Origin of the sequence: Salsuginibacillus kocurii DSM 18087 (genome assembly GCF_000377705.1) — a bacterium.
GTDB classification, from domain to species: domain Bacteria; phylum Bacillota; class Bacilli; order Bacillales; family Marinococcaceae; genus Salsuginibacillus; species Salsuginibacillus kocurii.
On sequence record NZ_KB898625.1, the window covers coordinates 350,860 to 365,403 of the forward strand.

The window sequence follows — 14,544 nt, forward strand, 5'->3', positions numbered from 1 at the left end:
ACACACAAAAAACACCGTCTTCTTAAAAAGACCGTGTGGCGATTGCGCAGCTGGCTGGCATCACTTAGTGTGGAAGCCCCTGAAGCTTTGCGTCCAGCCTTTTCAGACTGTTTGCCAATGATATTTAATTTAAATTTGTAACGACTTATGTAATGTATCATAAGGCTCAGCTAAGATCAATAACTAGAGGAAAATGAAAGTAAAAATTTCCTTTTTAATGAAGGAACTCTTTTCCTCACTTTCATGCCGGCTTTCTAAACATGCAGGCTAAGCAAAGCATCCTTGTGACTTATTGAAAAAAAAGAGCTCTCCCGGCGCGGGAAGCTCCTTCAATGACCATTTTTATTGCTGCTGTTTCACTTTGGATTCCCTACTTTTTGCATGTTTCACACCTTTAATGCTGTCGCGGTAAAAGATCGGATCAATCCCCGATTTCTGCTGGTCTTGAAAATCTTTAAGCGCACGGACGGCAATGTGCGCCAGCAAGGCAACCGCGATTAAGTTCACCACGGCCATCGAACCCATAAACAGGTCGGCCATCTGCCATATAATCTCCAAATCACTCGTGGCACCGATCATAATCATAATCAGAAATGCGATCCGGAAAATGGTCAAATAAATGGGGTTTTCCGAAAGAAATTGAATGTTGGCCTGACCGAAGTAATAGTTGCAACAGCATTTTCTCAGTACAATACAGCCTATCAAAGGAAGAAGGAAGGCAGTTTCATTTATAATTACCTGATTCAGTTGAGAGGTGCAAAATGCTAAATCACAATAAAAAACACAACCTAATTCACAAGGTTTTCCCCAACCTAAAACACAATATATTTAGCAATGAAAAAGGCATGGCGAAAAGCTCCATGCCTTTTGTTGTTTATAATTTTCTTCTTCAACTAACGCCCCAGTTAGGTCAACAATTGTATAAGATTAAAGCAGCCTTTACGCCGCTGATGTTACAAATAGTTTTATTGCAGTTGAATTTATCATTCCTCCATAATTTGCACATTATCAGGCGAAGATTGCCCGGGGTAACTATCATTCATGTATTCCCACTCAAGTCTTAACAGTTCTCCAATTTCATAAGTAGAAGTATCATCCACAGAATACCAAACAGCTTCATTGCCTTCGCTAAGTAGTTCCTCCTGTGGTGAATCTATTGCTTCTTCTTTTGTTATATCACTCACAACAAGGATTCTGGAGTCACTTATATCGATTACATGACCCTCCTGAACATTTTCTTTAGATGGGTCTAATTCGTTACTCGTATTTCCTGTTCCGCATCCAGCAGTAACGATCAGTAGTAGTAAAAATATTAAAAAAAATAAACCCTTTCTCATTTCGTCTCCCCCTTTTTAACAATAGACGAATCAACTTATACGATTGTTGCACAATTCTGCTCATTAGTTTAAGTACAGCTTTTCACAAAATCTCTTGGACTCCTACTATAAATTTAACATATATAACCAAAACCTTTTTAAGCACACTAAAATTCACACACAAAATCACAATACATTCACATACCCTCTAATAATTATTTCCGCCTCTAAGAATTGACCTGTGATTTCATATGTGGATTTTTTCCTTAACGAGTGAACTTTTATCGTTTGAAAAAGTGGTGAGGCAAGCATCGGCACCATAATCTCAGCCACTACCGCGATCCGGTTAAGCTCGCCATAATTAGTAACCGACATCAGCGCTCAAACTATAGCTGCTGGGCTGACACCAGGCCCCTGCATAAGCCTCTGAAATGGTGTCGGTTTGTACGCCGTTAAAAAGAAGGCCAAAGCAAAGAATCATCAATACGGAAATCCAAGTCGTTTCCAACGCTTATCGCTTCTTTGAGCCAAGAATCCATAGTCAACCAACGTGCCCTCAAGTAATCCTCCTGCTAGATGGTTACTCCATAGGGCCTTTGTATTTATAAGTAAACAAATTTTCTATATCTCAAATTTTCAAGAATAAGATTTCACGATGTTAGATTATCTTTATGGAACACAAGGTTTTATTCTTATCTTCGTTTCTTCGAACGTTTATATTAAAATATATAGGGATTGCAAATTCACTTCCTTGTAGGAAGCATTTATACTCTATGACTAGCAAACAACCGACAGCATACCACCAATTTTAAATTCCTTCTAAGTAAGATTTAAACCATCATGCCGCCCATATTTCCACAAGGGGTAACATCTTTAATGACTTTTAATGAACATTATTAGAATTGCGTTACCCTTTTGTTACCCTTAAGGACATTTTTGCCGGCTTAGAATCAACAGATGTTTTAAACGCTTTACGGGAGCACAATTATGATAACGCCTCAGAATTACTCAGTAAGTTTGTAAAACAGAATAGCTAAATTGTTAATTCTTCTCTTTAAAAACAGCTATATGCGGGAAGATTTCAGACCGAAGTAGTTCGTACCATTGTGCGTAGGTCGGTCTAAGCAAGTAACAGAGAGAACTGTAGACATAATTCAAAGCTGGGTTGGATCTCTCATAAGTGGGATCGTTAATTGGTTCTAGTAACCTTTAGTAATCCATTGAGAGAAACTAGAATAAAAACATTTGTTTTACTAATGTTTTATTTGTTTTCAGATCAATAGAGACTTGATAAACCAAGTCTATTAGGAAATAACTATAACAAAAATGGACCCTGCTCCAAAGAGAGAGCAAGGAAATGTAACAAAAATGGGTGATGGAAAAAAGGTTGATATGGCTAGGGTTGCCTCCTTCTAGTTTTGGATTGCTTAAACGCACTCAGACATTTAAAGATAGTCATCGGGGCTTATTTTACCCTTTTTGATAACATAAAAAGTAACAAAATCAAAAAGGAGTTCCAAAAAATTTATTTGGCTATGCTCGAGTCAGTACCAAAGATCAAAATCTACATATGCAGTTTGATGCGTTAAAGAATTGGGGCGTGGAAGAGAAAAACGGGGACGAAAAAAGATCGTCATTTACAAACTCGATCGGATAGGCCGGAGTACCAAACACTTAGTGGATCTAATCAATGACTTTCAGGAGAAAGGCATTAACTTTGTCTCCATTAATGAAAACATTGATACAAAAACAGCAATGGGGAAACTCGTCTTTACGAGTTTCAGTGGTCTTGCTCAATTTGAACGGGACATTATCTCAGAAAGGACTAAATCGGGATTAGATGCAGCAAGAGCTCTCGGCAGAAAAGGCGGCAGACCACGAAAAGACCAATCCAAGCTGGAATTGGCCTTTAAGAAGTATGATAGTAAGGAATACAGTATTTAAGAGATATTGGATGCCGCGGGGATAAGCAGAACTACTTTCTACAGGTATTTGGTTACACGAAAGACTCAACGAAAAACTCTAAAAAAAACGCTCAATTTAATTTGGTTTTTTCAAGGTATACAAATACTCCCTATACTGATTTAGCTGGAAAAATGTTAATTAACTTTTCATATAAATCTACACTTAATTTGTGTAGACCTTCCTTATTAGAAAGATATTTTAATGCTCGGTGATGTCGTAGGTCAGAAGGAATATCTTCCATATTTTGAGTAATTGGAATAACGATTTTCCCTAATGTATGAGCAATCCCGGTTTCATACATAACATTGGGATTTTTGCCGGTAAAATCGACAATTATTACTTCTGCATAATATATTAAATCGAAAATATCCTGAATGAATGTCGAATTGTTCCAAATATCGTCTGCACGACGGCAATCTAATCCCATATGTTGTGTAACCGTTCTAATTGATTGATATGTACCATCGAACTGGGGACCAAAAGGCATCATAACAGAAATCAAATTCGGATTCATGGGTTCAGGAGGCACTTTAAATACAGTCGGACTAAAAGTTATTGTTTTTTCTACAGGAACCCCTTTTGTTTGAGACGATACAAACTCCTTGTTTATTGGCAATACTTGAATCTGATTATTACTATGTACTTTAATACCTAGTTTGTTAACTTTTAAAACCTGTGACACAGCATCAATACTTTTTTTATGATCAGAACTATCGTTAAAAAGAAAATGATCGGGGTCGAGTAAATGTTTAATTACTTGGACAATCTCATTAGAAGGCATATTTTCATGTTGAGAAGATAAACTATTTAATTCCTTTAAAACTGAAGTTACCCAACTCGAACGTGTTGACCCATCATGGATATAATCAAGATCAATGTTTACAAAAAAGTTTGTCAATTGGCTAGAACTACGGTAAGGAAAATATGTGAAGGGATCATTCCCACAAATCATTTCTGCTAGTTTTATTAAACTAGTTTTTTTTAACTTCAATATAATCACTCCTGTAATTCACAATCAAATTTTAACTACTGCTGGTGAGTTTTCCTACTCTATATGGTAATCTAACACGTAATGTTCCACTTACGTTACTATTAATTTATTAATTGTTGTATTATAATCTTATTAGGTAAATATTCCCATGAAAATTTCAGAGGAGGTTGAAAATGGCTCTAATAAACTCACAATTAAAAAATTATCGTTGCTTTATTAGTCATGCTTGGAAATACAATGATTCATATTACAAACTGGTAAACATGCTAAACGAAGCTCCTCGTTTTAAGTGGAGTAACCATAGTGTTCCTAAACATGATTCGTTAGACACAACATCTAATAAAGAACTTGAAAAAGAACTTAGGGAGCAAATTGCAGGAACAAACATCGTTATTATTATTTCTGGGATGTATTACGGGCATAGCAAATGGATCTTAAAAGAAATTGAAATAGCTGAAAACATGAATAAACCTATCATAGCAATTAAACCCAGAGGACAACAAAAAACTCCATCTGAAATTAAAGTTAAAGCAAATGAACTTATAGGATGGAATACTTATTCAATCGTTAGTGCGATCAGAAAACATTCTATTTAAGTATAAAAAAAGAGGGAAATGAACGAAAAGAGCCCTCTTTATTTATACAGATCTTCTATAATTTGCTTCAAATCCTCAGTAGTTTTATTTTGTTTCTCTAATTCCTTAATAATATAGTTCAAATTGTTAATTGTAGTTCTAATTTGCATTTTATTATGTGGCAATGTAGTAATTTTATCTGCTACTTTATTTGCATACTCCCAGTCTTCACATAATGAAGCAAATTCGAGAAGTGTTGCTAATACCCAATAGTCATTTGAACTTAAACCACCATGGCGCTCCAAAGCAAAATCAACAAGAGGTTTCAATTTCTCAAAAAGTACCTTTGATTCCTCTTTATCATCGATAAATAATAACGTTAAAGCGTTAATCCCGGGGTAGTAGTCTCTAGGATCTTCTTCAAAACCCTTGTAATAACATTCTATGGCTTGTTTAAGAGCACCTCTTGCTTTCCTATCTTCCTTTAGGGATATTGCTTCAAAGTACTGATCCTTATAAACCCTACCCAATATCCCTAGTGTTTCAGAAGAGTTTCCATATTTTCTGCATATCGAGTTTAAAATTCCAATTGCTCTCTCACGATCTTTATCTAAATTCCTTCTATTTAAAGCTAGAGCTAATTGCTCTTGAACATTTACACTTTCCTTAACGTTAACAGGGAATGATTCAATGACACGTATCATATCACCCCAGCTCTCAACTGCTCTATATGTTAAAAGCAAATCAAATAGCAGCTCATAGGATGAAGTATCAAAATTTCCTATGTCATTTTCTACTTCCCTTATTTTTTCGATTTGATTGTCTTTAGAATATTTTAGGTAAAAAAGCTTTTCGTGAATCGATTCAATACTAAATAACTTCTCCCTAAAAGCTTGTGTCTGATCTGGTTTAAGATTCACTCCAGGAAAACCACTGATGAGCTGAAAAAGTGGACTGTCCGGTGAACCTTCTTCTAATGCTTCTTGAAGCCTAATTTTAATACTTTCCTTAAGTTTTTTTGATTCATCTCCGGTTAATTCACCATTGGTTAATTCATATGGAATGGCTCGCAAAGGTCCTACGTCAAATGGTAAGCGAGTATCTTTGGAGAAAAGTAATATTGTAGATTTAGGACGTGCACAATGTCTGATACCCAATTCGTAAAAAACATTCGAGTTGGCAAGTGTTAAATCCGCTATTACTATCTCTGACAAGAGTAACCTTTCATACATAGGACCATGTATAAACCCACCTAAAGTTTCTTCATCTGCTCTTATTACCTCCATTTCATTTTCAGCTTCTAAAACCGCAGGTTTTATAGCGCTATTATATATAGAGTCAAAATCTATCACTGTTCGGTCATCTGCTTTTTTGCCAAAAGGCATGGCTACAAATGTCAATGGCTTTAAAGGCATTGAAATTCTCCTCTCATTTTTCTGGAATAATCAGTTTTAGAAATAATCAGTTTGACTGTTTATTTTCCGTGTAAAATTCCTTTAATAATTATACCGCACTTTTTTCTGTAGAGTCGTTCGTCCCAAGCTTCCCACGGAAAGCTTGGGAAAGAATACTTTGCTTAGTACCTTTGATATTTTTTTGTAGGGATATTAACTCTCTTATTTGACTTTCACTAATAAAGTAATTATCTAATAGTGAAGAGATTGTCTTTATATCTTCTTCAGGTGGCAATGGCGCGGGCAATGCAGTAAGTTTTTTTAAATTAATATTTGCTCGGCCAACCTGCTGTGTAACTATAGTCATTAACAAGTTTCTCCTATTTGACTGTTTATCTAATAACAAATATCCCACTTCGTTGAAAGAAAATCGAAGTTATGCTTCGCTAAGCTACCTAATCACAAAAAGTTATAATATGCATGGTTTTGGGTAATAAAAGATTGTATGTAATTGTAGAAATCAATCTCTGATAATTCATTTGAATTATTCCATTCAAAATACCTTATACTCTTGAGAAAGTTTAAAAAGCGATCATCATTTAAAAACTCCATTAATAACTCAATTTTCTTCTTTTCTCGATTACTCGGGTTGAGTGGATTTGTTATAATCGTCCTCATCATTCCTAAAACTAAATCAGTTATTTCGAGACCTGGTTCCGTTCCTTTAGAGGCGTAGGTACTCTCGGAAACCTTAAAGCGTTCACCTCTATATAATGATTGCATGTTGAGTTGATTTTTCATCTTTGAACTTAATTTTAATTTTCTATACTCTGTAGCATCTTCAACAATTATACTGCCATTGGCAAAAGCGTCTTTACCACGCTTTCGCAACAGTCCATAAACAATCCTTTCGGGGAATTTAGTGTATATTGTCTGTTCTGACAAATCTGTATGAACATTGGAAAAGGGATGACTGTTTTCTTTAATTATAGATTGATCATAGCTAATAACGTTCATTGTCAAAACAGGTGAATACTTCATAGCCCTATAGATTAAATGCTTAATTCTGTCACTAGTAGCATGGTGTCCGCCAAAATTGGTCCAGTGTATTTCATTTTCTCGAATAATCAAACTTAATTCATCGAAGAAGTCAGGCTGTTTATAAACGTGTGCAGGCATAGCCATGCCGCCCATAAGGTGCGGTTTATCATTGTTTTTTCCACTTTCATCAAAAAACACATTGACGTCCATATAACTTGTCATCAATATCCCCTTTACAAATATTAATTTTTATACGATAATAAGGTTACAATAAAAAAGAGTTTCACTCACCGCACATGCGCGTGCGTGATACTCGTGTACGTTGGCAGGAACTCTTCGCACAGGCGTAAGCGTTCCTGCCTTTACTTTTATCTATAGAGAAAATTAGCTCAATTGGAAATATCCCTTCACAGTTTTCGAAAGCTATTCTCCCTCGTGGACACTTTCGGTCATACATTTACAACTGGTACACCACCAATACCCATGATCGTTTACTGATAAGAATAGTAAGTAATGGATACTTCTGTTCTCTGTAAAGTGACAGGATTTCCGTATTTAGTTAATTATTTATGACGATAAAACTAACCAATATAACTTGCTGTCTAGTTCTATGTTATCATTCAATATAGGCTTCTTCATATAGTTATAAGTAATATACTTTTTCCAATCTAATATTGTTTTAAATATTACCACTCACAAATAGAGTTATGGATAGGTATATTAATGATTCTTTAAATTCTTTTTAATACTATAGATAGTATTTCTTGAGATTGCAACTTCCCTTGCGCTTTTGCAATTTCAATACTTTCACGCTGTGCAGCTCTGATGCGTTCTCGTTCTTCATCCACCATCCAGGAACAAAGTAAGTACGATATCAGACACCAGCTGCCCTACGCCTTCCAGATCTTTGTACCTTCTTGTATTAAGAATCGGCATGTTTAATACAACGATATCATTTTCTTCTTCCATTAAAGACTTCCATTCATTTCTAATGTCTTCTTTGTTGCGTCCAAATCGACTGAGATCATGAACGACCAGGACCTCCCCGAAACACGATTTAGACCGCATCTCATGATAAATTGGTCGATTTAAGTCTTTTCCGGATTACTTTTCTTGATAAATTCTTTCGCAACCAAACTCTTCTAGCTCCTTTATCTGACTATACAAATTTTGATCTTTGGAACTGACTCTTGCATACCCAAAAATCATCTTCCTTCCTCCTTCCTATTGAACAAGTCTGTTTGAACACATGAACACCCTGATTTTACTGGATTCTCATTTGTTTATACAGGGTGTACTTAGTTTAGTCACAAACAACATTATAGCTAACTCAAAGTATATTGCACGCAAAACTCACAATAGAGGTGATTAGGTATTCCTTTTCATAGGGGCAAGCTACAATTAACAGCAGTTTACATAGAAGGACATCCTTACTGCAAAAATAAAAGGCGCCAAAAGAGAACTGCTAACAGCTTCCCACTTTATTTTTGGTTCCCCAAATAGATTCTCGTAACAGCATCTCTTCCGTGCCCCTAGCGTCGTGCCACCTCTGAGCGTGCTTCTTTCTCATTCCATCCTTGATTCAATAATCTATGAAAGTTCCAACGAGCATAAGCGTGTCGAAGACGTTACATTGTTAGGCTTTTTCTTTCTTGTCCTGCTTCTCCCAATACAGCTAAATCATTCCTTGATGCTTTGCACTTTATCTTCTTCAAGCTCCAGCCAGAGCCAATCGCCTTCTTTGGCTCCGGCCGGCAGCTTCTCTTTTTCTACTACAAATTCATGTTGGAGTTCTTCTACTAAAATGACGGCATAGCGGCCATCTTCAATTCGGTCAATGACTCCTCTTACTTCCATTCTTCCCTCCTATTCCACGCAGGCCAGTCCTTCTTCTTCAATGTCGGCTACTCTGGCGTCTGCGATGCCGTCAATCCGGTCAAGTTCATCAAAGGATTGAAACGGGCGCAGTGCTACCACTTCTTCCGCTCGTTCCTGACCGAGTGGGTGATTTCCTGGAGTTCATCGACAGAAGCTTCATTAATATTAATACATCCTGCTTCTTCGCCCGTTTCTTCTTCACTCTCTTCAATCACTTCTTCTTCGTCCGCAGCCGGAACTTCCGTGGGATCGCGCTCCGCTTCTCTACCTGCCGTCTCTGGTGAATACGTGCCGTCTTCTGCTGTTAAAAAGAAATGGGATATACATACGCTTCCAATCATTCGTCATAAATTTCAATCAAAAGTTAGTAAAATGGGCTCCAAACAATATAAAAAGGTTAAAAACGCACTGAATAAAGCTTCCACGATTATCATTAGCTGTGATCCTGGAAGAGAGGGAGCAGCAATAGGCTATTCCATTGTTGAATTTACAGGCAACGGAAGGAAACCAATCCAATACTTATGGACACAATCCCTCGCATCTAATGCTGTCAAAGAAGCTGCAAAAAACCTACGCTCTTAAGCTGATACCTACCCGCTGTATCAAGCAGCTCATGCCCGCACGGTAAGTGATTGGATCATTGGTATCAACCTCACGAGAGCATATAGCTTATTGATTCAGCACCATTCAACTGATCACCAGGGTGTATTCTCCGTGGGTCGAGTACAAACGCCGCTCCTATCATTACTTTGCCACCTTGAATCTGAAATCAAATCATTTGAAAAACAACCATATTGGGAATGCCGGGCTACGTTTCAATATGGTAACGAACACATAGAAGTAAAATGGACAAATGGAGAAACTCATAGAATTTACGAGCAACATAAAGCAGAGAATTTAGCGACATATGTACAAGGGCGAACCGCTGTGATAGAAGATCGATCCACCACACATAAAGCGTATCAACCACCGATGTTTTTTCATTTATCAAGTTTGTTGGCAGCTGCTAATGAGCGTCTTGGTATGCAGACGAAGCAAACAGAGGCGGCATTGCAGTCCTTGTATGAGGCAGGTTACGTTAGTTATCCACGCACAGACAGCCGGCATGTGAAACCGGCAGAAGCGGACACTTTTCCAGAGGTTCTAGCCCTGCTTCAAAACCTCCCGGATTACGCTCCTTTAGTGAAAAAGGCAACCGATACACCTGAAAAGCGTTATGTTGACCCTAATAAAGTGACAGACCACTATGCCCTGATACCAACAGAACAAGTACCGGACCTGGAACATCTAAAAAAAGATGAAGCAAACGTATATGATTTAATTGCTCGCTCGCTTATTGCTGCTCATTATCCAGCTCAAGAAGTAGAATATGAAAAGGTCATAAGTGTGATCGATGGCCGCTTTCGGTTTCTCACTGAAGGAAAACGAGAACATGTAGCTGACTGGCGCTATGTTATTCCGGCAAAGAACGAGAGGATGTGGTCATCCCATTTCTATCAAAAGAAAACGGAACAGTGATGGGTTCGGCGGTTGATGAAAAAGAAACAAAGCCTCCTCAACGTTACACACAAGGGTCTATCCGTTGGTTAATGGAAAAACATTGTCTAGGTACCGAAGCAACACGATCCAGTATTATCGAAACGCTTGAAGATAGAGGGTACATTATGACTCACAAAAACCAAGTGATAGCCACAACTAAAGGTGAATTACTGGTTTATGCGATTGGGCAGGATTCTGTCTTAACAGATGTTCAAACCACGCAGAAGTGGGAGGAATACTTAACAAAAGTTGGTTCGGGCGAACGTCAGGCTACCCCTTTTATTGAGCAAACGAAAAAGCTGACGAGACAGCTAGTTACGATAGCAACAGCTGATTCATCCAATTGGGATATAAAGAGATTTGAAAAGGCACAGGAAGAAGCTGAAGCAGTGGGCAATTGTCCACTTTATGGTGGGACATTAAAAGATATAAAAGCCAACCATCAACATTTATTGGATGTAGCGGCTTTAATGAGGGATGTAAATTTACGTTGCCACGATATGTTGCTGGTAAGAAGCTGACAGACAAACAAGTTGAAACGCTTTTAACTAAGGGGAAGACAGGAAAAATTAAAGGATTCAAAGGGAAGAATGGTTCATTTGAAGCGCGTCTTTGCCATATAAGAGTGGTCATATTGAATTTGTTTAAGAAGAAGGAGAATTAAATAATCAATTGATAACTGCAATATTTGATGTATAAACATAAACCAGCACTAAAAAAATCCTTATTATTTTTTTATCGCCTCTCATAATCGTTTGATAGCTTATATAAAGCTGATTGTGATCAACCTTTTTTAAAAAACTAAACGATGATTTGTTTAGGAAGAATCCATTTTGATCAATCTTTATTCAAAATGGATTTCTTTTTATTTCTCTAAAGATGTTGTTTATAGTGTGATTTTGATCAAACTTTATTCAAAGCTTCAGCTAAAATATATTCCACTAGAATAAGGCCACTTATCCATAAATTTGATAAAAGTTTAACGTACTCTACTCATAGTCCATAAAGGACTATATTTATACCATATGAGCTCACCTTATTACTAAAGAATATAAGTGTATACATAAAATATTTGTAAAATTAAAAACAAAGTGGATAAATTGATTTAATTTACAATATTTAACTCTAATATTCTTTATTCTAGTTTAATGTCAATTGCTATCACATATTATATTAATTTATTGTTAGTTAATAAGTAATAATATTGAAATTATGGAATTTTTGAAAGGGGGTGTATAATGATGGAACTTAAAGTTAAAATCAAGCGCTTGGAAGAAAAACCAAATGTAGGATACTCAGCTGTTGCTAGCACTTTATGTGGTTAGTATTAGAGCTAGAGTAGTCATCAGAGGAAGAGGGCATCTGCCCTCTTCTCCCATTTTCGGAAAAAGCACCATCAGATATCTTTTAATTTGATTTCAATGAATGAAAGGAGAAGAGAAATGAATACAATTGTAGAAAAAAATTTAGAGTTCCCTCGTTTACGACACTGCACCTTCTTGGAAGGACAGAAAGAAGACCCTATGTATATGGTAGTTGGTAAAGATTTTTTCGAATTAGAAAATACTGTTGGTGATAGAGATAAGTTTTTAGAAGTAAAGAGGTATTTTGATGGAAGGCACTCTATTGATCAAATTTCAAAAATTACTGGTGTTGCAAAAGACCATCTGACAGATATTATATCTGAGTTCAATGATTTGGGATTGATGAGAACAGAGAACGAAGAAGAGAAAAATTTTATAAAAAAAGATGATTTTATCAAGCAAATAGAAGATAGTTGTGAAATGTGGGCGAGTCAAATTGGCTATCATCAACTATTTGCTGGACTTGAAAGAAAAGAACTTAGAAAAGAAGTATTCCAAGGTTTTTTATTAGAAGTTTATCATTACGTTAAAGGAGCGAGAAAGCATATTGCAGTTGCTTTAGCTAACTGTTCAACTGATAGAGAACAAGAGTTACTTACAGAATTTTTTGTTGATGAATACGACCATGGTAAGCTATTGATAGAGGCTGTGGAAAAGACAGGAATTCCAAAAGATCAAACAATTAATGCACACCCTATAATTGGAACAATGTCCTTAATTAATATGCTATCTGAGATTGGTAGGCAAAGCACTTTTGCATATATTGCTTGTACTTCTCTTTTCGAAGCAAGAGCAGAAGACTTTGAAGCTTCTAAAGCATCTTTCGAACGTCTGGCAGAATATAGTGGATTTGATAAAACAGTTGTAGATCCTGTAATAGAACATATGAGAGGAGACATTGAAGCAGATCATAATAGTTTGTTGGAAGAAGTGCTAGAGGGTATAGATTATATTAGCGCTGAAGAAGCTCATTTTACAGTCAACTGTTTACATGATTTAAAGCATTCATTTGACCAATTTCACGACCAAATTATTGAATATTATTCAGATGTTTCTAATTATATACCAAGATTAAAAGTCGATTACTTCTCTCTATAATAAATGAGAGCTGCCTTAAAGATGCCATTTGCTCCCCATAAAACAAACACAAACGTATTAATAAAAAAGCTAAGGGCAGCTCTCCAATGGTGGTTCTTATGTACAAACAATATAATAAAATTTTGAACTCTTCAATCTTAAATAATAAACCTTTTTTAAAGCTTTGGGGAGGTCAAAGTGTAAGTTATATGGGAGATCAGATTTATTTGTTAGCCTTACCATTATTAGTTTATGAAATCACAGGATCTGGAAGCCAAATGGCGATTGTTTTTGGTTTTGAAATGATCCCTTTTTTATTATTTAGTTTAATTGGTGGGGTATTAACAGATAAATGGAACAAGAAAATAACACTGATTTTAGGGAATATTTTAGCCATTCTACCTCTTATGATTATTTATATGTTAAGCGCCCAAGGGGTAATTGAAGTATGGCATATATATATTATGAGTTTTATTTTATCTAGTATAGTTGCAATGACTTTACCTGCTTTTGAAGCATCTATTCCTTCTCTTGTAGATAAAAAAGATTTAATAGGGGCTAACTCGTTAACTGAGCTGACCTTATCCCTTACTAGGATACTTGGACCAGCTATAGGTGGTGGATTGATAGCTTGGATAGGGGCAACACAAGCAATTTTAATAAATGCTGCTACTTACCTAATTGCTTCATTGTTGATTTCCACTATTGTAATTTATCAAGTTACTAATATTTCATTCAATTCCAAAATCAAAGACTCTCTATACGCATTTTGGGAAGGGCTATTGTATGTTCCGAAGCACAAAATCTTGAAGTGGGGTGTCTTTTTAAGTACTTCATCCAACATCATACTTGGAGCATACACTTCACTACTGATTTATTATATGACAAATGAATTAAATTTCACCCCTGATGTTATTGGTATAGTATTTACAGTTTCAAGCATTGCCTCTATTATTGCTGCTGCGATATTAGCAATGATTATAAAAAGCAATGAAAAAAGTGGATTAGTTATGTTGGTTAGCTTGGTTTGTCAAGGTATGGGTGTTCTTTTTGTAGGGCTTTCATTCAACTTAATAACTCTACTGATAGCTCAAGCTATTTATGTTTCTTCAGTAACTTTATACACAATCAATTGGAGATCTCTGAGACAAACGGTAACACCTGATAATATGTTAGGAAGAGTTTCTGGGGTGTGTAGAGGAATAGCATTTGGTGGAGCAAGTTTAGGTGGATTTTTAGGCGGAATTTTCTTAAGTATGATTACTGTATCAACTCTACTTATGATAAGTGGTGTAATTGTGATTTCAATAGCTTTAATTTCAATAATAAAGGCAAATGATTTTAAAAATATCAATATTAGCGAAGAAAATAAGGCACAATTGGAAAAGCAATCAGTTTAAGTAA

Annotated in this window: 12 protein-coding genes, 3 pseudogenes and 1 riboswitch; of the genes and pseudogenes, 6 read left to right on the forward strand and 9 right to left on the reverse strand. The window is 36.1% G+C overall.

The features are described 5' to 3' along the window. Positions 1-42 precede the first annotated feature (42 nt). Positions 43-126: riboswitch (cyclic di-GMP riboswitch) on the reverse strand. Between the two features lie 216 nt (positions 127-342). Both D469_RS21565 and D469_RS0108325 read right to left on the reverse strand, forming a co-directional pair. Further along, positions 343-705 (reverse strand): alanine:cation symporter family protein, encoded by a 363-nt coding sequence (locus tag D469_RS21565; RefSeq protein WP_240473322.1) that lies wholly within the window; start codon positions 703-705, stop codon positions 343-345. 278 nt (positions 706-983) lie between these two features. Further along, on the reverse strand, positions 984-1,337 hold the full coding sequence (locus tag D469_RS0108325; protein ID WP_018922933.1) for a DUF3221 domain-containing protein: 354 nt from the start codon (positions 1,335-1,337) through the stop codon (positions 984-986). Between the two features lie 1,549 nt (positions 1,338-2,886). On the opposite strand from D469_RS0108325, the pseudogene D469_RS19940 reads away from it, so the two are divergent. Then, positions 2,887-3,257, forward strand: a pseudogene (locus D469_RS19940) (recombinase family protein); the annotation flags it as partial. A gap of 133 nt (positions 3,258-3,390) precedes the next feature. Here D469_RS19940 and D469_RS0108340 read toward each other — a convergent pair. Further along, a complete protein-coding gene (locus D469_RS0108340; protein ID WP_018922934.1) occupies positions 3,391-4,272 on the reverse strand; it encodes a hypothetical protein in 882 nt (293 codons plus the stop codon). Positions 4,273-4,445: 173 nt separating this feature from the next. On the opposite strand from D469_RS0108340, the gene D469_RS0108345 reads away from it, so the two are divergent. Beyond that, positions 4,446-4,868, forward strand: a complete 423-nt coding sequence (locus D469_RS0108345; RefSeq protein ID WP_018922935.1) for a TIR domain-containing protein — start codon at positions 4,446-4,448, stop codon at positions 4,866-4,868. Between the two features lie 38 nt (positions 4,869-4,906). On the opposite strand, the gene D469_RS0108350 is transcribed toward D469_RS0108345, so the two are convergent. The 6 genes and pseudogenes from D469_RS0108350 to D469_RS22325 form a co-directional block, all read right to left on the reverse strand. Then, positions 4,907-6,262, reverse strand: coding sequence for a TRAFs-binding domain-containing protein (locus D469_RS0108350; RefSeq protein ID WP_018922936.1), 1,356 nt, complete (start codon positions 6,260-6,262; stop codon positions 4,907-4,909). Between the two features lie 88 nt (positions 6,263-6,350). Then, positions 6,351-6,608 carry a restriction endonuclease subunit S domain-containing protein gene (locus D469_RS0108355; protein ID WP_018922937.1) on the reverse strand — a complete coding sequence of 86 codons (258 nt, stop codon included), beginning with the start codon at positions 6,606-6,608 and terminating at the stop codon, positions 6,351-6,353. A gap of 92 nt (positions 6,609-6,700) precedes the next feature. Next, positions 6,701-7,504, reverse strand: a complete 804-nt coding sequence (locus D469_RS0108360; protein WP_018922938.1) for a DUF3800 domain-containing protein — start codon at positions 7,502-7,504, stop codon at positions 6,701-6,703. Positions 7,505-8,052: 548 nt separating this feature from the next. Beyond that, a pseudogene (locus D469_RS22535) lies at positions 8,053-8,491 on the reverse strand (recombinase family protein); the annotation flags it as partial. 471 nt (positions 8,492-8,962) lie between these two features. Further along, positions 8,963-9,139 carry a DUF3006 domain-containing protein gene (locus D469_RS21575; RefSeq protein ID WP_018922941.1) on the reverse strand — a complete coding sequence of 59 codons (177 nt, stop codon included), beginning with the start codon at positions 9,137-9,139 and terminating at the stop codon, positions 8,963-8,965. Positions 9,140-9,252: 113 nt separating this feature from the next. Next, positions 9,253-9,501 (reverse strand): hypothetical protein, encoded by a 249-nt coding sequence (locus tag D469_RS22325; protein ID WP_018922943.1) that lies wholly within the window; start codon positions 9,499-9,501, stop codon positions 9,253-9,255. Between the two features lie 304 nt (positions 9,502-9,805). On the opposite strand from D469_RS22325, the pseudogene D469_RS22540 reads away from it, so the two are divergent. The 4 genes and pseudogenes from D469_RS22540 (at position 9,806) to D469_RS0108415 (ending at position 14,540) form a co-directional block, all read left to right on the forward strand. After that, positions 9,806-11,220: pseudogene (locus tag D469_RS22540) on the forward strand (DNA topoisomerase). After that, entirely contained in the window at positions 11,190-11,363 is a 174-nt protein-coding gene (locus D469_RS22760) for a topoisomerase C-terminal repeat-containing protein (RefSeq protein WP_205621066.1), read from the forward strand. Before D469_RS22540 ends, D469_RS22760 begins: the two are co-directional and overlap by 31 nt. 778 nt (positions 11,364-12,141) lie before the next feature. Further along, positions 12,142-13,161 (forward strand): thiaminase II/PqqC family protein, encoded by a 1,020-nt coding sequence (locus D469_RS0108410; RefSeq protein WP_018922946.1) that lies wholly within the window; start codon positions 12,142-12,144, stop codon positions 13,159-13,161. A gap of 98 nt (positions 13,162-13,259) precedes the next feature. Next, complete coding sequence (locus tag D469_RS0108415; RefSeq protein WP_018922947.1) at positions 13,260-14,540, forward strand: MFS transporter; 1,281 nt, start codon at positions 13,260-13,262, stop codon at positions 14,538-14,540. Positions 14,541-14,544 lie beyond the last annotated feature (4 nt).